Origin of the sequence: Paractinoplanes deccanensis (genome assembly GCF_016862115.1) — a bacterium.
Taxonomy (GTDB): Bacteria; Actinomycetota; Actinomycetes; order Mycobacteriales; family Micromonosporaceae; genus Actinoplanes; species Actinoplanes deccanensis.
In genome coordinates this window covers 110,878-128,767 of the sequence record NZ_BOMI01000003.1, presented here as the reverse complement: position 1 = coordinate 128,767, position 17,890 = coordinate 110,878, and the positions used below count along the sequence as shown (strand labels likewise).

13 protein-coding genes and 1 riboswitch are annotated in these 17,890 nt (G+C 73.9%); of the genes, 8 read left to right on the top strand and 5 right to left on the bottom strand.

Going from position 1 to position 17,890, the window contains the following annotated elements; genetic code table 11:
• Positions 1-6: 6 nt before the first annotated feature.
• From Ade02nite_RS01630 to Ade02nite_RS01600, 7 genes are read left to right on the top strand one after another with little or no spacing between them, the layout of a single operon-like run.
• The gene (locus tag Ade02nite_RS01630; RefSeq protein WP_203759660.1) at positions 7-837 is read left to right on the top strand and encodes a glycosyltransferase family 2 protein; all 831 of its coding nucleotides are present in this window, start codon (positions 7-9) and stop codon (positions 835-837) included.
• Positions 834-1,937, top strand: a complete 1,104-nt coding sequence (locus Ade02nite_RS01625; protein WP_239168438.1) for a glycosyltransferase family 4 protein — start codon at positions 834-836, stop codon at positions 1,935-1,937. The genes Ade02nite_RS01630 and Ade02nite_RS01625 overlap by 4 nt, the downstream gene beginning before the upstream one ends.
• Positions 1,934-3,841 carry a hypothetical protein gene (locus Ade02nite_RS01620; RefSeq protein ID WP_203759658.1) on the top strand — a complete coding sequence of 636 codons (1,908 nt, stop codon included), beginning with the start codon at positions 1,934-1,936 and terminating at the stop codon, positions 3,839-3,841. The genes Ade02nite_RS01625 and Ade02nite_RS01620 overlap by 4 nt, the downstream gene beginning before the upstream one ends.
• Positions 3,838-4,632, top strand: coding sequence for a hypothetical protein (locus Ade02nite_RS01615; RefSeq protein ID WP_203759657.1), 795 nt, complete (start codon positions 3,838-3,840; stop codon positions 4,630-4,632). Before Ade02nite_RS01620 ends, Ade02nite_RS01615 begins: the two co-directional genes overlap by 4 nt.
• A complete protein-coding gene (locus Ade02nite_RS01610; RefSeq protein WP_203759656.1) occupies positions 4,626-5,915 on the top strand; it encodes a lipopolysaccharide biosynthesis protein in 1,290 nt (429 codons plus the stop codon). The genes Ade02nite_RS01615 and Ade02nite_RS01610 overlap by 7 nt, the downstream gene beginning before the upstream one ends.
• Positions 5,863-7,089 carry a glycosyltransferase family 4 protein gene (locus tag Ade02nite_RS01605; RefSeq protein WP_203759655.1) on the top strand — a complete coding sequence of 409 codons (1,227 nt, stop codon included), beginning with the start codon at positions 5,863-5,865 and terminating at the stop codon, positions 7,087-7,089. Before Ade02nite_RS01610 ends, Ade02nite_RS01605 begins: the two co-directional genes overlap by 53 nt.
• The gene (locus Ade02nite_RS01600; RefSeq protein WP_203759654.1) at positions 7,070-8,290 is read left to right on the top strand and encodes a glycosyltransferase; all 1,221 of its coding nucleotides are present in this window, start codon (positions 7,070-7,072) and stop codon (positions 8,288-8,290) included. The genes Ade02nite_RS01605 and Ade02nite_RS01600 overlap by 20 nt, the downstream gene beginning before the upstream one ends.
• Here the strand turns inward: Ade02nite_RS01600 and Ade02nite_RS01595 are convergent.
• From Ade02nite_RS01595 to Ade02nite_RS01580, 4 genes are all read right to left on the bottom strand, one after another.
• Positions 8,224-9,747 carry a cellulase family glycosylhydrolase gene (locus Ade02nite_RS01595; RefSeq protein ID WP_203759653.1) on the bottom strand — a complete coding sequence of 508 codons (1,524 nt, stop codon included), beginning with the start codon at positions 9,745-9,747 and terminating at the stop codon, positions 8,224-8,226. The genes Ade02nite_RS01600 and Ade02nite_RS01595 overlap by 67 nt on opposite strands.
• 147 nt (positions 9,748-9,894) lie before the next feature.
• Entirely contained in the window at positions 9,895-11,388 is a 1,494-nt protein-coding gene (locus Ade02nite_RS01590; protein ID WP_203759652.1) for a precorrin-2 C(20)-methyltransferase, read from the bottom strand.
• Positions 11,389-11,390: 2 nt separating this feature from the next.
• A complete protein-coding gene (locus Ade02nite_RS01585; protein WP_239168437.1) occupies positions 11,391-12,008 on the bottom strand; it encodes a precorrin-8X methylmutase in 618 nt (205 codons plus the stop codon).
• Positions 12,008-13,249 (bottom strand): 4Fe-4S domain-containing protein, encoded by a 1,242-nt coding sequence (locus tag Ade02nite_RS01580; protein ID WP_239168436.1) that lies wholly within the window; start codon positions 13,247-13,249, stop codon positions 12,008-12,010. Before Ade02nite_RS01580 ends, Ade02nite_RS01585 begins: the two co-directional genes overlap by 1 nt.
• A 129-nt stretch (positions 13,250-13,378) precedes the next feature.
• Positions 13,379-13,452, top strand: a riboswitch (cobalamin riboswitch).
• A 54-nt stretch (positions 13,453-13,506) separates the two neighbouring features.
• Here Ade02nite_RS01580 and cobN point away from each other — a divergent pair.
• A complete protein-coding gene (gene cobN, locus Ade02nite_RS01575; protein ID WP_203759651.1) occupies positions 13,507-17,058 on the top strand; it encodes a cobaltochelatase subunit CobN in 3,552 nt (1,183 codons plus the stop codon).
• Here the strand turns inward: cobN and cobF are convergent.
• On the bottom strand, positions 17,055-17,801 hold the full coding sequence (cobF, locus tag Ade02nite_RS01570; RefSeq protein WP_203759650.1) for a precorrin-6A synthase (deacetylating): 747 nt from the start codon (positions 17,799-17,801) through the stop codon (positions 17,055-17,057). The genes cobN and cobF overlap by 4 nt on opposite strands.
• Between the last annotated feature and the right edge of the window lie 89 nt (positions 17,802-17,890).

Here is a 17,890-nt window from a genome sequence, read left to right as displayed (position 1 = left end):
ACAGTCATGTCTACGGTCCCCTACGTCCGCCCCGAGGCCGGGACGGGAACCGAGCTACCGCCGCCGGTGGTGGTGCCCGCGAGCGAGCCCCTGGTCAGCGTCATCATCCCCGCCCTCAACGAGGCGAAGAACCTGCCGCACGTGATGGCCCGCCTGCCCGAGGTCGACGAGGTGATCCTGGTCGACGGCGGCTCCACCGACGACACCGTCGAGACCGCCCGCCGGCTCATGCCCGGCATTCGCGTCGTCACCCAGAACCGCAGGGGCAAGGGCAACGCGCTGGCCTGCGGCTTCGCCGCCGCGACCGGCGACATCATCGTCATGATCGACGCGGACGGGTCGACCGACCCCAAGGAGATCCCCAGCTTCGTCGCGGCCCTGCGCTCGGGCGCCGACTTCGCCAAGGGCTCGCGCTTCAGCGGCAGCGGCGGCAGCGCCGACATCACCCGGCTGCGGCGGATGGGCAACCACTGCCTCAGCCTCATGGTCAACGTCCTCTTCCGGACGCGCTACAGCGACCTCTGCTACGGCTACAACGCCTTCTGGTCGCGCTGCCTCGACGTCTTCGACCTGGACAGCACGAGCCCCGCGCCGGCCAAGAGCCGCGACGGCCGCCTCTGGGGCGACGGTTTCGAGATCGAGACCCTGCTCAACCTGCGCGCCGCCCGGGCCCGCCTGCGCATCGTCGAGGTGCCCAGCTTCGAGCAGCAGCGCATCCACGGCGAGAGCAACCTCAACGCGTTCACCGACGGCATCCGGGTGCTGCGCACGATCGCCCGCGAGTGGCCGCGCCGCCGCCAGGCCGGCGCCCGGCGCGCGGCGGAGCGCGTGCGGTGAGGATCGGCGTCGTCACGAACGCCTACCACCCCGACATCGGCGGGGTGGAGACGCACGCGCGCCGGCTCTGCGCGGCGCTCGTTGCCGACGGCGACCAGGTGGAGGTGCTCACCCAGCACGCCGTGGGCTCGGAGGAGTCGATCGACGGCGTGCTCGTGCGGCGTTTCCCGCTCACGGTTTCGGCGGCCAACTACCGCTTCTCGCTCGCGCTCTGGCGGTGGTTGCGCCGCAACGCCGGGCGGTACGACGTGCTGCACGCGCACAGCTACCACGCGCTCGCCGCGCTGCCCGCCGCGCTCACCAACAGCACGCCGCTGGTGTTCACGCCGCACTACCACGGCACCGGGCACAGCCGCCTGCGCGCCGCCCTGCACCCGCTCTACCGCCCGGTGGGCCGCCGGATCGTGGCCCGCTCGGGCCGGATCATCTGCGTCACCCGGGCCGAGCGCGAGCTGCTGCTCCGCCACTTCCCCGAGGCGCGCGACCGGATGGTGGTGGTGCCGAACGGCACCGATCCGCTGCCGGCCCTGCGGTGCGAGCCGGAGGAGGGCACGTCCGTCCTCTGCGTCGGGCGGCTCGAGCGCTACAAGCGGGTCGACCGGGTGATCCGGGCGATGGTGCACCTGCCCGGCGACCACCGGCTCGACGTGGTCGGCGCCGGAGCGGCCCGGGAGGAGCTCGAGCAGCTGGCCCGCCGCCTCGGCCTCGGCCCGGACCGGGTGGCGTTCCACGGCCGCCTCTCCGACGAGGCGTTCGCCGGCCGGATGGCGGCCGCCGCCGCGCTGGTCTCCGCCTCGGAGCACGAGGCGTTCGGGATGGCCGTGGCCGACGCGCTGACCGCCGGCATCCCGACGGTGGCGTCCTTCATCCCGGCGCACCGCGAGCTCGCCGCGATGGCCGGGCCGGGCGTGCCGTTGTGGCTGGTCAACCCCGACGACGAGGCCGCGCTGGCCGGCGCCCTGCGGGTGGCCGCGGGCGCGGAGCGGGCCGCGCACGGCCGCAGCCCGCTGCCGACCTGGCACGACGTCGTGGTGGCGACCCGGGAGGTCTACGCGAGCGTCGCCCCGCGGGTGCGCGTCATCCAACAGGCCGGCCGATGACGGTGACCCTGCTCGCCCGCCCCGATCAGAGCGCGCCGGCCGCGCCCGAGGCGCGGACGGCGCGGCCGTGGTGGTGGTGTGCCGCCTCGCTGACCGCCGCGGGCACGGCCGGGGCGGCGCTGCTGGTGGCCGCGAACCGGGCCGCAGAGTGGGACCGGGGCACCCAGTTCGGTCTGTTCTGGCTCGGCATGCTCGTGTTCACGCTGCCCGCCGTCTGCTGGGCGGTGCACCGCTCGACCGGCCCGCGGCTGCGCGTCGCCGTGCTCGCCGGGTACGCCGGCTTCACCTTCCTGCCGAAGCTGCTGCGCAACCCGTTCGGCCCGCTCTACCACGACGAGTTCGCCCACTGGCGGCAGAGCAAACAGATCCTGCTCGACGGCCGGCTGTTCGAGCAGAACCCGATCGTCAAGGTGGTCGGCGACTTCCCCGGCCTGCACTCCACGGTGGCCTCGGTCAGCGCGCTCACCGGCGTCTCGGTCTGGCACGCCGCGCTGCTCGTGCTGGCCGCCGCGCACGTGCTCGTGGTGCTCGGCGTGACAGTGCTGGCCGACGAGATCTGGCAGGACGGCCGGGTCGCCGCGGTCGCCGCGGTCATCTACAGCCTGAACAGCTCGTTCCTCTTCTTCGACACCCAGTTCGGCTACGAGTCGCTGGCGATCGCGCTGCTCGTCTGGACGCTGGTGGCGCTGCACCGGGCGATGCGCGGCCCGGCCCGCCGGTCGCGTGCCGGCTGGGCCGCGGTGACCGTGATGCTCTCCGGCGCAACGATCGCGACGCACCACCTGACCGCGCTCGCCCTGATCGCCGTCATGATCATCATCTGCCTGGTGGTCACCGTCCGGGCCGTGCGGCGGGGCACGCCGGTCGCGGTGCCGCTGACCGCGTGGGCGCTGACCCTCGCGGCCGCCGCGCTGGTGGTGGCCTGGCTGGCGCTGGTCGCGCCGCGGACGGCGGGCTACCTCGACCCCTACCTGGCCCGGGCGCTCGACCAGTTCGCCGGGATGGCCGGCGACGGCGGCGGGGGCGGCCGCACGCTGTTCCGCGCCTCGAGCACGCCCTGGTGGGAGCGGGCCGCGGCGTTCGCCGCGCAGGGCCTCGCGGCGATCGCGATGGTGGCCGCGGCGCTGCGGCTGCGGCGCGGGCACGGCGCCGAGCCGGTGGCCCGCAGCGGCGCGCTGGCGATGCTGGTGCTCGGCTCCTGCTACTTCCCGGCGGCGCTGCTGATCCTCACTCCGTCCGGCGCCGAGGGCGCGCGGCGGTCGTGGGCGTTCAGCTATCTCGGGATCGCGCTGGTCGTCGCCCCGCTCGTGGTGGCGCTGCTCGACCGGGCCGCGCGCCGGGCCGGCCGGGCGGTGACCGCGGGCCTGCTGCTCGGCGCCTGCACGGTGGTGCTGGTCGGCAACACGACCGCCGGCATGAACCCGTCGTACCGCTTCCCCGGCCCGCCGGTCTTCGGCTCGGACACCCGCTCGTCCATTCCCGAGGTGCGGGCCGCGTCGGCGTGGCTGCGCGCGACCCAGGGGCGCGAGCTGCGGATCGTCGCCGACCGGTACTCGGGGCTGATCTTCGGCTCGTACGGCGGGCAGAACCCGGTCACCGGGTCGGTCACCTTTCCCACGTACGACCTCTATCTGACGCAGCCCGGCCAGCCCGCGCCGCGGCGGCTGATCGAGCAGCTCGACGCGTGGCGCTTCGGCTACCTCGTCGTCGACAAGCGGATGGCCCGGGAGGTGCCGGAGATCCAGATCTACTTCGAGACCAACGAGCCGATCCCGCACGACGGCCGGCCCGCGTTCACGCTGGGCCAGCTGACCAAGTTCGACAGCACGCCGTGGACCATCAAGATCTACGACAGCGGCAACATCGCGATCTACCGCTTCGACTTCGAGCGGGTGGCGCGATGACGACCCCGCGCCTGCTCGTGGTCGCGTACGCGGCGCTGCTCGTGCTCGCCCTCGGCCGTGGTGTCCCGCTCGCCTCGCCCGTCCTGCTCCTCGTCGTGCTGCTCGCCCTGGGCGAGCTGTGGCTGCGCGCGCTCGCCGCCGAGAGCATGCCCGCCCTGGCCCGGCTGGGGCTGGCGACCGTGGCCGGCCTGGTGAGCCTGCCGTTCACCGCGATCGGCCTGCACGCCGCCGGCGTGCGGATCCACGAGGAGTCGATCGCCGCCGGGCTCGCCGGCCTGCTCGCCGCCGTGGCCGTCGTGGTGCTGCTGCGCGAGCGCGCCGGCCGGGTGGCGGGCGACCCGCGCCTCGCCCGCACCGCCGCCGCGGTGGCGGTCCCGGGTCTGCTCACCCTGGTCGTGGGGGTCGCGGCGGTTCGGGTGTACGACGCCCTGCCGCACCCGCCGGAACCGGGCTACACGAGCCTCGCGCTGAACGGGTGGGCCGGTGACGTAGCCGGCCCCGTGCGCATCCCGGCCGGCGGCCTGATGCTGCCGATCCGGGTGAGCAGCGCCGGAGAGCCGGAGGCCGTCGAGCCGCTGCGCGTGCGCGTCGGCGACCGCCTCGTCTCGGCGCGCCCGCTGCGGGTCAGCGCCGACACGACCCGGGCCGTCGAGGTCTACGTCCCGTCCCCGCCGGACGGCTGCCTGCACCGCATCGAGGTCAGCCTCGGCGCCACGAGCACGGTGCTCTACGGCCGGGGGGCAGAGACCGGGCGAGGCGGGGCGAGCGGGCGAGGTGCCCGGGCGTGCTGAAGGCGGTCGCGCGGGACTCACTGGCCCGCAACAGCGTCCTGATCATGGCCAGCACGGTCGGCACCGCCGGCCTCGGCTACCTCTACTGGATGATCGCCGCGCGCGAGCTGCCGCAGCCGGCGATCGGCGCCGCCACCGCGCTGATCTCGGTCGCCACCGTCGTGAGCATGGTGTCCAACCTGGGCATCGGCCACATGTTCATCCAGCGGCTGCCGGCCGCCGACCCGGCCGGCTGGTCGCGGATCGTCAGCGGCGGCCTGCTGGCCGGCTGCACCTCGACCGCTGTCGCGTCGTTCGTCGCGGTCGCCGTGCTGCCCGCCGTCGCCGGCAACTTCGCGTTCCTGGGCAGCGAGGGCGGGGCGCTCGCGCTGATCGCCACGGCGGTCGCGCTCACCGCGTCGACGCTGCTCGACCATGTCTTCGTCGCGCACCGGGCCAGCCACGGGATGCTCTGGCGCAACCTCGGGGTGGCCGGCGGCAAGGTGGTCACCCTCGGCGTGCTGACCTGGGCCGGCGTCGGGGGTGCGGCAGCCGTGCTGTTGGCATGGACGCTGCCCTCGCTGACCGTCACGGCGTACACCCTGGTGGTGAGCCTGACCCGGCTGCGGCCGGGAGCGAGACTGCGGGTCGCCGGCATCGGCGGCGAGCTGGGGCACGTGCGCGGCGCGCTGACCGGGCACCACCTGATCAACCTGGCCCAGGCCGGGCCGAGCGCACTGCTGCCCGTGCTGGTCACCGCGCGGCTGGGCGCCGAGGCGAACGGCCACTTCTACGTGGCGTGGATGACCGCCTCGGTGCTGTTCATGGTGTCGCCGGCGGTGGCCTCCGCGATGTATGCCGAGCGCACCAACAAGGCCGGCGCGAGCCTGCCGCGCGCCGCCCTGGTCGTGCTCGTCGTGATCGGCCTGCCCGCGCTGGTCCTGTTCACCTGCGGCGGCCCGATCCTCGCGCTGTTCAGCCCCGGCTACGCGGCCGAGGGCGAGCTGCTGCTGCGGATCCTCGTGCTCGCCGCGATCCCCGACGCGATCACCAACCTCGCCGTGGCGCACTGGCGCTCGCTCGGCGAATACCGCCGCTGCCTGCGGCTCAACCTGCTGATGGCGGTCATCTGCCTCGCGCTGACCTGGCTCTGGCTGCCCGGCACCGGTATCGAGGGCGCCGGCATCGCCTGGCTCACCGGCCAGTGCGCGGGCGCCGTCGCGGTCGCGGTCCACGCCTTTTGGAGAAAAGTTGAGAATCCTGCACCTGTCCAACCTGTACGCGCCGATCATCGGCGGGCTTGAGCGCAGCATCGCCACCAGCAGCGAGGAGCTGGTGCGGCGCGGGCACGAGGTCACCGTGCTCACCCTCGCGACACCGCGCGCGGCCCACGACGAACAGATCAACGGGGTACGGGTGAAGCGCGTGCGCAGCGTCGCCAACACCGTGCTGCCCGGCATGAACCAGGACGCGGCGAAGCCGTTCCACCCGACCACCGCCGACCCGCTGACCATCGCGGCGATCCGGGCGGAGCTGCGGTCCACCGACTACGACGTGGTCCACAGCCACGACTGGATGATGTACAGCTACCTGCCGCTGCGCCCGGGCCGCCTCGGCCGGCCGCACGTGCACACCGCCCACGACTTCGGGCTCACCTGCGTCAAGAAGACCTTCGCCCGCGACGGCGGCACCTGCGGCGGCCCGCGCCTCGGCCGCTGCCTGCCGTGCGCCTCCGGCCAGTACGGGCGCCCGCGCGCGGCCCTGCTCACCACCGCGCTGCGCTCTCAGCGGCACCGTGGCATCGACGCGCTCACCGCGATCTCGCCGGCCGTCGCGCGCGCCATCGGGCACGGCCGTGTCCCCGGCGACCTGCCCGTCCGGGTGATCAGCAGCCTCGTCCCGGACGGTCTCGACGACCTGGCCCGGCGCACGCCGCGCCCCGCCTGGCTGCCGGAGCGGCCCTACCTGCTCTTCGTCGGCGCGCTCGGCCCGCACAAGGGCATCGACGTGCTCTTCGACGCGTACGCCCGGCTCGCCGGCCTCGGCGCGGAGCGGCCTCCGCTGGTCTGCATCGGCACCCCGCGGCACGACACCCCGCCGATCCCCGACGGCGTGATCGTGCGGCACGACGTGCCCCACCACGAGGTGATGGCCGCCTGGCACGGCGCCGCGGCCGGCATCGTGCCCTCCCTGCTCGAGGCGATGGGCCAGGTCGCGGTCGAGGCGCTGCTCGCCGGCGCCCCGCTGATCGCCTCGCGGACCGGCGGTCTCGCCGACATGATCCGCGACGGCGAGACCGGCCTGCACGTCCCGCCCGGCGACGCCGGCTGGCTCGCCGCCGCCATCGTCCGCGTGCTCACCCAGCCCGGCCTCGCCGACCGGTTGCGCGTGGCCGGTCACCAGCGCGGCCTCGACTACACCGCCGCGCGCGTCGTACCGCAGATCGAGGAGGTCTACCGTGAGTGCGTCTTCGGATAGGGGACCGACGAGGATCGTCGTCGTCGGCTCCGGCTGGCGCTTCCTCTCCGGCATCAGCTACTACACCTGCCGGCTCAGCAACGCCCTCGCCACCCGCTACGAGGTCGGCGCGATCCTCATGCGGCAGCTGCTGCCGACCCGGCTCTACCCCGGGCGCGGGCGGGTGGGCCGGCGCCTCAACGACCTCGACTACGACGGCCGGGTGCGCGTCTACGACGGCGTCGACTGGTGGGCCGTGCCGAGCCTGATCCGGGCCGTGCGGTTCCTGCGCGACTTCCGGCCCGACGTGCTGGTGCTCCAGTGGTGGACGGGGACGGTGCTGCACTCGTACCTGGCCCTCTGCCTCGCCGCCCGGCTCGCCGGGATCAAGGTGGTGGTCGAGTTCCACGAGGTGCAGGACACCGGCGAGGCCGCGCACCGGTGGGCGTCGCTCTACTGCCGCACGCTCATCCGGCCGCTGCTGCGCGCGACCGACGGCGTCGTCGTCCACTCGCGCTTCGACCGGGTGGCGCTGCGGCAGACGTACGACCTCGCGGGCGTGCCGGACGAGATCGCGCTGCACGGGCCGTTCGACCACCACTCGGTGCCGGCCCCGCGCACGCGCACGCCGTCGCCGGGGACGCGGCTGCTCTTCTTCGGCACGATCCGCCCGTACAAGGGGCTGGAGGATCTGATCGAGGCCTTCGCCGCGCTGCCGGAGGACTACGAGCTCACCGTGGTGGGCGAGACCTGGGAGGGGTGGACGCTGCCGGCCGAGCTGATCGCCGCGTCGCCGGCCCGCGACCGCATCGCCTTCGTCAACCGGTACGTGACCGACGCCGAGGTGGACGGGTTCTTCGCGGCGGCCGACGTGGTCGTGCTGCCGTACCGGCGCAGCTCGGCCAGCGGGCCGCTGCACATCGCGATGAGCCACGGCCTGCCCGTGGTGGTCACCGCCGTCGGCGGGCTCGTCGAGGCGGCGGAGGAGTACACCGGCACGGTCTTCGCGCCGGCCGCCTCCCCGTCCGCCCTCGCCGCCTCGATCGTCTCCGCCGTGGAGAAGACGGGAAGGCGGCACACCGACCCCTCCTCGTGGGAGCGGTCGGTGGCCGCCTACGGCCGCCTCCTCGAACGGATCGGCGTGGTGCCGGTCGCTCAGGACGCGACGATCACCGCGTCGTCGAACCAGACGGTGCCCTTGTTCTCGCCCGACTTGATGTGAACCTGCATGCTGGCGGCGCCGGCCGGGGCGATCCCGTCGACCGCCAGCTTCGTCCAGCCCACGGTGCCGTTCGGCAGCCAGTTGGACGAGACGCCGCCCAGCCACTTGTCGTTGATGTCGAACCAGCTCAGCGCGATCTGCGTGGTGCCGGTGGTGGCGTTGCCGCGCGCCCAGACCTCGGCGTGCCACTTCTGGCCGCCCTTCACGGGCGTGATCGGCGAGACGCGGTAGGACGGCGAGCCGGCCGAGGTCTTGCCGGTGTTGGACATGGTCACCGACCACGAGCCGGTACGGCGTACCGCCTGCGTCTTGGTCGCCAGGCCGAGCTCCGGCAGGTAGGCGCGCCACGGCGTCTGCCCGGCGGCCGCCTCGAAGCTCGGGTCCATCAGGCTCGACGGCATCGCCGTGTTCGCCCAGCCGGCCTTGACCACGGCGGCCGCCGGCTTCGCGGTGCCGTTGAGCCGGTAGAGGCCGAAGTTGTACTGCGCGGGCAGCTTGGCGACCTGCGAGGTGGGGATCGCGCCCGAGGCGAAGTCGCTGAGCGTCCACGGCGCCACCGGCACGCCGGCGATCTCCGCGGCCTCGAACACCCGGCCCAGGAACGCGGCCTGCTCGCCCTCGGTGGAGGAGAGGGTGCTCAGGCCGGTCTCGCCGATCACCATGGGCGCCGGGGCCACCGTGGCCTCGGCCTGGTTGATCATCGCGAGCGCCCGCTCGGAGTTGCCGTAGAAGTGGAAGTCGTAGTAGTCGAGCGGCGTCGCGGCGAGCAGGGACTTGAGCTTGCCCATGCCCTGTGCGCCCTGCCCGCCGTCGACCGAGAAGGTCAGCGGCATGGTCGGGAACGCGGCGCGTACGGCGGGAACGATCTTCTTGGCCCAGGCGACCGCCGTGGCGTTGTCGGGGTTGAACTCGTTCTGCAGCTCCACCGAGAGCACGCGGTTGTCGTTCTTGTACGGGGCGAGCAGGGTCTTCGCCCAGGCGATGCTGCGGTCCGTCTCGGTGTAGCCGTCCCACCAGTCGAACAGGGTCAGCTTCACCGACATCCCGCGGGCGCCGGCCATGTCGACGAACTGGTCGAGCCGGTTGACGTAGGTGGGCGACGGGGTGGGCCAGCCGAACGTCGTCGGGAAGACGATGACGCGGATGTTGTTGGCGCCGAGCGAGGCGGCCCTGGCCAGGTCCGCGTCGATCGTCGCGGCGTCCCAGCTGGTCCACATCTTCGACCAGCCGGCCGTCGAGGGGTAGTAGTTCAGCGTCTTGGCGTTCTTCACCGCGTTCAGGCGGCTGGCCAAGGTGGGCGTGGACGACGTCGTGGTGGCCCGGGCGGTCGTCTGCTTGACCGCGTGGGCCGGCGCTCCCACCGCGATGTTGTGGACCAGCGCGGCGGAGTTCACGACGCCCAGGCCCAGCAGAAGCGCGGAGGCCAGGGCGGCGGAGCAGCGGCGAGCGGAGATCACGGGCAACCCTTCGGTCAGACGAATCGTGGCTAGTTGCCGCGAAATTCGGCTGCCGAGGGCCGGAATGTCGAAGAGTGCCGATTGCAAGGCGGTTGGCGACGGGTGCAGTCCCGGTGCGATGCCGCGATTGCCGTGGGGACGAGAGAGTCAGACAGGGTAGTGACGCGGGGTGTAGACGACCGTCTCGCCGTCACCCCGGGACACCGCCCGGGTCTGCGACGACCCGACGATCAGCAGGCAGCGCATGTCGATCGTCGCCGGGTCCAGCTCGCCAAGCGTGGTCACCCGCACCGACTCGGCCGGCCCGCCGACATCGCGGCCCACGACCACCGGGGTGCCGGCGTCCCGGTGCTCGAGCAGCAGCTCCCGCGCGCGCACCAACTGCTCCCGCCGGGTCTTCGAGGCCGGGTTGTAGATCGCGATGACCAGGTCGGCGGCGGCCGCGCCGGCCAGCCGGCCCTCGATCACCGACCAGGGCTTGAGCCGGTCCGAGAGCGAGACCACGCAGAAGTCGTGCCCGAGCGGGGCGCCCACCCGGCTCGCGACGGCCTGCGCGGCGGTGAGCCCCGGGACGATCCGCACCGGGACGTCCTTCCACTGCGGGTCCTCGCTCACCTCCAGCACCGCGGCGGCCATGGCGAACACGCCCGGGTCGCCCGAGGAGACCACGGTGACCCGGCGGCCCCGCTTCGCCAGGTCGAGGGCGAACGCGGCCCGTTCCGCCTCGACCCGGTTGTCGGACGGGTGCAGGCGCTGGTGCGGGCCGGCGGCGACCCGTTCGAGATAGGGCAGATAGCCGATCAGGTCGTCGGCATCGGCGAGCGCGGCCCGGGCCTCGGGGGTGAGCCAGCGCGGATCGCCGGGGCCGAGCCCGACGACCGTGACGGCGCCGCTGTGCTGCTTGGGCCCGTCCACGAAGGCGGTGGCGGCCGGGCTGGGCAGCAGGGCCAGCGAGAAGTAGGGCACGGTGCCGGGGTCGACGCCGGCCAGCGGGGCGACGCGCTCGCGATCGGTGGTGGCGCGCTCCACATACCAGGCGTCGTCCAGCCGGCCGGCCCTCTCCAGGGCCTCGCGGACACCGTCGAAGGTGCGGCCCAGCTTCATCACGGCCGCCGACTCGGTGCCGGACAGCCGCGCGGCCAGCTCGGCCGGGGGCAGCGTGCCGGGCAGCACGGTCAGCGTCTCGTCCCGCTCCATCAGCGGGCGGCCGAGCACCGCCGACGCGGCGCTGACCGACGTCACGCCCGGCACCACCTCGGTCTCGTACCGGTGCGCCAGGCGCTTGTGCATGTGCATGTAGGAGCCGTAGAAGAACGGGTCGCCCTCGGCCAGCACGACGACCGTGCGGCCCTCGTCGAGGTGGGCGGCGAGACGCGCGGCGGCCTCGGTGTAGAACTCGTCGATGGCACCCTGGTAGCCGCCCGGATGATCGGTGTCCTCCGTGGTGACCGGGTAGATCAGCGGCTCCTCGATCTGCCCCTCGCGCAGCAGGCCCGCGGCGATCGCGCGCGCGTTGCTGCGGCCGTGCCGGGCGGCGTGGTAGGCGACCACGTCCGCCTCGGCGATCAGGCGCGCGGCCTTCACCGTGATGAGCTCCGGGTCGCCGGGCCCCACACCGACCCCGTACAGCCGTCCCGCCATGATCACTCAGCCTCCGATGCGAGCGCGTTGATCGCGGCGGCCGTCATCGCGCTGCCGCCACGCCGCCCCCGCACGATCAGAAACTCCAGGTCCGAACCGGCCAGCGCGTCCTTGGACTCCGCGGCGCCGATGAAGCCGACCGGGATGCCCAGCACGGCGGCGGGCCGGGGAGCGCCGTCGGCGATCATCTCGAGCAGCCGGAACAGCGCTGTCGGCGCGTTGCCGATCGCCACCACCGAGCCCTCCAGCCGGTCGAGCCACAGCTCGAGCGCGGCGGCGCTGCGCGTGGTGCCCAGCCGCTCGGCGAGAGCCGGCACGGCAGGGTCGCGCAGGGTGCAGATCACCTCGTTGCCGGCCGGCAGGCGCTTGCGGGTGACGCCGGAGGCGACCATCTCGGCGTCGCAGAGGATCGGGGCGCCGTCGAGCAGGGCCTTGCGGGCGACGGTGGCGACCCGCGGGCTGTACGCGATGTCGCGCACCAGATCGACCATGCCGCACGCGTGGATCATCCGGACCGCGACCCGCGCCACGTCGGCGGGGAAGCCGGACAGGTCGGCCTCCGCACGGATCGTGGCGAACGAGCGCCGGTAGATCTCCGCGCCGTCGCGCTCGTACTCCATCAGATCCTCCTCGCCGACGCGATCGCGTCGAACGTCTCGCCGGACGGTTGCCGGGTCACGACATAGCCGTCCGGGGTGGCCTCCACTCGCACGTGCGGGCCGTTCGGGCTGCCGCAGCCGCGGGCGCAGCCGATCCAGTGCACCGGCAGGCCCTCGGCATGCTCGGTGGCGGCGTCGGCGTCGGCGCGCACGTCGGCGAGGGACTTGGCGCAGCCGGGGCGGCCGGCGCAGGCGGTGACGCCGGTCCAGCGGGAGCCGGCGGCGGTGGGCAGCCCGGCCTCGTCGAGCCGTCGCTGCCAGCGCCGGGCGGCCTCCGGGGTCAGGTCGGGCACGACGACGCCGCGCTCGGGCGTGACGACCAGCCGGCGCGCCTCGGTGAGCAGGCGCAACGCCTCGCCGCCGAGCATGCCGAGCGGCACCAGCGCGCTGACCGCGACGAGGCCGTCCGGTTGCCGGAGCACGCCGAGCGGGGTGGCCGCGGGCTGGCTCCGCACGGGCCGGGGGCTCTCGGGCGCGCCGAGCCGGCGGGCCACGCGGGCGGGGCCGCCGGGCATCTCGTGCAGGCGCCAGGAGGTGACGCCGGGGCGCTCGCCGAGGAACGCGCGGGCCGCCGCCAGCATCGTCTCGACCACCGCCTCGGCGGAAACGCGCAGGCCCGCGTCGTGGCCGGCGAGCAGGATCGCGAACACGGCGGGCGTCGGCGTGGCGGCGGGCGTCGGCGTGGCGGCCCGTGTCGGCGTGGCGGCGGGCGTCGGCGTGGCGGCCGGTGTCGGCGCGGCTGCCGGTGTCGGCGTGGCGGCGGGCGTGGTGGGAACGGCGGCCACGTCGGCGGTCAGGGGGACGTCGCCGATCGCGAAGAGGAAGCGGCCGGGCAGCGCGGCCAGCGCCGGGTCGGCGCACAGGCCGCGGTCGAGGGCGGCCACCAGGTCGCGGACCGTCGCGCCGGCCAACGGCGGGGCCGCGATGTTGCGCACCGTCTCGTGGGTCTGTGACGGCAGCAGGCCGGCGGCGGAGAGCCGGGCCGCGAGGTCCGCCGGTGCCGTGTCGACGAGGCCCCTGAGCTGGACGTTCGCCCGTGACGTCAGCTCGATCGGGCCGATCTCGCCGAGGGTCGCCAGCTGCCCACCGGTGATCATGCCGCCGGGCAGCCGGACACGGGCCAGCGGGCCGTCGGCGGCGTGGTGCAGACGCAGCGCGCCGGGGCAGGCGTCGGTGTCGGACTGGCGGGCGGAGGGAGGCACGGCCCGGATACTACGTTCGCCCACCGACAGGTCCGCATCTTCGGGTCGGGATCGTCACACCCGGGACCCCGCCTTGACGGCGAGCCGGGGCGCCCGGAAGGCTGGGAGGTCACGAGCGGCGACGCCGCGGAGGAAGCCGGTGCGAATCCGGCGCGGTCCCGCCACTGTCACCGGGCCTCACCGGGCCCGGGAGCCAGGAACTCCGGTCGCCGTGGAATCCCATCGACCCGGGGCGCGGACCCCGAGGGGAGTGCGCGTTGTTCCTGCTGCTGTCGACCTCCGACACCGATCTGCTCAGCGCCCGGGCCAGCGGCTCGGCGTGGCGCCTGGCCAACCCGGCACGCACCGGGGTGAGCGATCTGCCCGCCCTGCTCGACGGGGTCTCGCTGGTGGTGGTCCGCATCCTCGGCGGCCGCCGCGCCTGGGAGGAGGGGCTCGACGCCCTGCTCGCCGGGCCGGTGCCGGTGGTGGTGCTCGGCGGCGAGCAGGCGCCCGACGCCGAGCTGATGAAGCTCTCGACCGTCCCGGCCGGTGTCGCCGCCGAGGCGCACACCTACCTCGCCCAGGGCGGCCCGGCCAACCTGGCCGCGGTGCACGACTTCCTCTCCGACACCGTGCTGCTGACCGGCAACGGTTTCGCGCCCGCGCAGGCGGCTCCCGACTGGGGCCCGCTGCCATACGAGACGACGGCCACCGGGCCGGTCGTGGCGGTGCTCTACTACCGGGCCCACCACATGGCCGGCAACACGGCGTTCGTCGAGGCGCTGTGCCGCGCGGTCGAGGCCAAGGGCGGGCGGCCGCTGCCCCTGTTCACGTCCTCGCTGCGCACGGCTCCGGAGGAGCTCCTCGCCGAGCTGCGCAAGGCGGACGCGCTGGTGGTGACCGTGCTGGCCGCGGGCGGCACCAAGCCGGCCACCGTGGGCGCGGGCGGCGACGACGAGGCGTGGGACGTGGGGGTCCTCGCCGACCTCGACGTGCCGATCCTCCAGGGACTCTGCCTCACCAGCAGCCGGGCCGCGTGGGAGGCCAGCGACGACGGCCTGACCCCGCTGGACGCGGCGACCCAGGTGGCGATCCCCGAGTTCGACGGGCGGATCATCACGGTCCCGTTCTCGTTCAAGGAGATCGACCCGGACGGGCTGTCGGTCTACGTGGCCGATCCGGAGCGTGCCTCGCGCGTGGCGGGCATCGCGGTGGCGCACGCCCGGCTGCGGCACGTGCCGCCGGCCGAGCGGCGCATCGTGCTCATGCTGTCGGCCTACCCGACCAAGCACTCCCGCATCGGCAACGCGGTCGGCCTCGACACGCCGGCCTCGACGGTCGCCCTGCTGGCCGCGATGCGCGCGGCGGGCTACCGGATCGGCCAGTTCGGGCAGTACGACGGCGACGGGCTGATCCACGCGCTGATCGCGGCCGGGGGACAGGACCCCGACTGGCTGACCGAGGAGCAGATGGCGGACAACCGCGTACGGATCTCCGGGTCCGCGTACGCGTCGTGGTTCGCGACCCTCCCGCCCGGCCTGCGCGCCTCGGTGGAGCAGCACTGGGGCCCGCCGCCCGGCGAGCTCTACGTGGACGACGGCGACATCGTGCTGGCCGCGCTGCGCGACGACAACGTGGTGGTGATGGTGCAGCCGCCGCGCGGGTTCGGCGCCAACCCGGTCGCCATCTACCACGACCCCGACCTGCCGCCGTCGCACCACTACCTGGCCGCGTACCGCTGGCTCGCCGACGACTTCGGCGCGCACGCGGTGGTCCACGTCGGCAAGCACGGCAACCTCGAATGGCTGCCCGGCAAGAACGTCGGCATGTCCGCCTCGGACGGCACCGACGCGGCCCTCGGCGACCTGCCGCTGATCTACCCGTTCCTGGTGAACGACCCCGGCGAGGGCACCCAGGCCAAGAGGCGGGCGCACGCGACCCTGGTCGACCACCTGATCCCGCCGATGGCCAGGGCGGAGTCGTACGGCGACATCGCGCGCCTGGAGCAGCTGCTCGACGAGCACGCCACCATCGCCACGCTCGACCCGGCCAAGCTGCCCGCCATCCGGGCGCAGATCTGGACCCTGATCCAGGCCGCCCGCATGGACCACGACCTGGGCCAGCAGCACCGCCCGGGCGACGAGGAGTTCGACGACTTCATCCTGCACATCGACGGCTGGCTCTGCGAGGTCAAGGACGCCCAGATCCGCGACGGCCTGCACGTGCTGGGCGCCGCCCCGGCCGGCGAAGCCCGCGTCAACCTGGTGCTGGCCATGCTGCGTGCCCGCCAGATGTGGGCCGGCCAGGTCGCCGCCCTGCCGGGCCTGCGCGAGGCCCTCGGCCTGCGCGACGGCGCCTCCACGGCCGAGACCGACCGCGTGGAGACCGTGGCCCGGGCCCTGGTCACCGCCATGGAGGAGGCCGCCTGGCCCACCGCCCCGGCCGCCATCGCCGCGATCGTCGCCGGGTTCGAGCCGGCCGGCGCGGACGCCGTTCGCGACGTGCTGGCGTTCGCGGCCACCGAGATTGTGCCGCGGCTCGATCGGACCAGTGACGAGCTGACCAATCTGCTGCACGCGCTCGACGGCGGCTACGTGCCCGCGGGCCCCAGCGGGTCACCGCTGCGCGGGCTCGTCAACGTGCTGCCGACCGGGCGCAACTTCTACTCCGTCGACCCCAAGGCGATCCCGAGCGCGCTGGCCTGGGAGACCGGCCAGGCGATGGCCGAGTCACTGCTCCAGCGCTACCGGGCCGACTACGGCGAGTGGCCGCGGTCGGTGGGACTCTCCGCGTGGGGCACCAGCGCCATGCGCACGGCCGGTGACGACATCGCCGAGATCCTCGCGCTGATCGGCTGCCGGCCTGTCTGGGACGCCGCCTCGCGCCGGGTGACCGGGCTCGAGCCGATCGGGCGGGAGGAGCTCGGCCGTCCCCGCATCGACGTGACAGTGCGCATCTCCGGGTTCTTCCGGGACGCCTTCCCGCACGTCGTGGCGATGCTCGACGACGCGTTCACGATGATCGCCGCGCTGGACGAGCCGGACAACTTCGTGCGCGAGCACGCGCTCGCCGACCGGGAGCGGCACGGGGACTGGCGGCGGGCCACCACCCGCATCTTCGGGTCGCGGCCGGGTGCGTACGGCGCCGGGATCCTGCCCTTGATCGACAGCCGCAACTGGCGCGACGACAAGGACCTGGCCGAGGTGTACGCGGTGTGGGGCGGCTTCGCCTACGGCCGTGACCTCGACGGCGTGGAGGCGCGCGCCGACATGGAGAACGCCTACAAGCGCATCGACATCGCGGCGAAGAACATCGACACCCGCGAGCACGACATCGCCGACTCGGACGACTACTTCCAGTACCACGGCGGCATGATCGCCACGGTGCGGGCGCTCACCGGCAAGGCGCCCGCCGCGTACGTGGGCGACTCGACCAACCCGGACGCCACCCGCACCCGCAGCCTCACCGAGGAGACGGCGCGGATCTTCCGGGCCCGCGTGGTGAACCCGCGCTGGATCGCCGCCATGCGCCGGCACGGCTACAAGGGCGCGTTCGAGCTGGCCGCCACGGTCGACTACCTCTTCGGGTACGACGCCACGGCCGGCGTGGTCACCGACTGGATGTACGAGCAGCTCGCCGCCGCGTACGTGCTCGACCCGGAGAACCAGAAGTTCTTCCAGCAGTCGAACCCGTGGGCCCTGCACGGCATCACCGAGCGCCTGCTGGAGGCGGCCGAGCGCAAGCTCTGGGAGGCGCCGGAGCCCGAGACCCTGAGCGCCCTCCAGCGGCTCTACCTCGAGACCGAGGGCGACCTCGAGGACGCCTAGTCCTTCTTGAGGATGTAGGTGTCCATGATCCAGCCGTGCCGGTCGCGGGCCTCCTGACGGGTCTTCACGATCTCGTCGGCGACGTCCGCGACCCGGCCGGATCGCAGGATCTCGTCGGGCGTGCTCACATAGGCACCCCAGTAGATCAGGGCGTCCGGGTGTGCGGTGAACGCCTGCTGCGCGTCGAGCATCACGACCACGTCGTCGATGCCCTCCGGCCAGCCCTCGGCCAGGCGGCGGCCGGTGGTCACCTGGAACGGGCGGCCCACCCGGTTGAGCGGCACCCGGTGCTTCGCGGCGAGCGCCGAGACGCTGCTGATGCCGGGGATCACCTCGTACTCGAAGGTGACGTTGCCGCGGGCCAGCACCTCCTCGACGATGGCGATCGACGAGTCGTACAGGCCGGGGTCGCCCCACACGAGCAGCGAGCCCTGCTGGTCCTCGCCCAGGTGCTCGAGGATCAGCTCCTCGACGACGAGCGCGCGGCGGCTGCGCCAGTCGGCGATCGTGCCCTCGTAGTCGCTGGGCGTGCGGTCGCGGTCGGGGTCGCGGCCCTCGACGATCTTGCGGCTGGGCTTCGAGTAGCCGCGGATGATCCGTTCGCGCAGGTCGACCAGGCTCTGCTTCGCCTCGCCCTTGTCGAGGACGAAGAACACGTCCGTACGCCCGATGGCCTTGGCCGCTTGCAGGGTCAGGTGGTCGGGGTCGCCCGCGCCGATCCCGATGAGACAGATCTTCCGCACTTGACGAGTGTGCCGTAGCGGCCCCGGGGATACGCCGGTCGGGGGTCGACTTTCGGACGGTTCCCACCCGCTCACCGAGGGTGCATCTT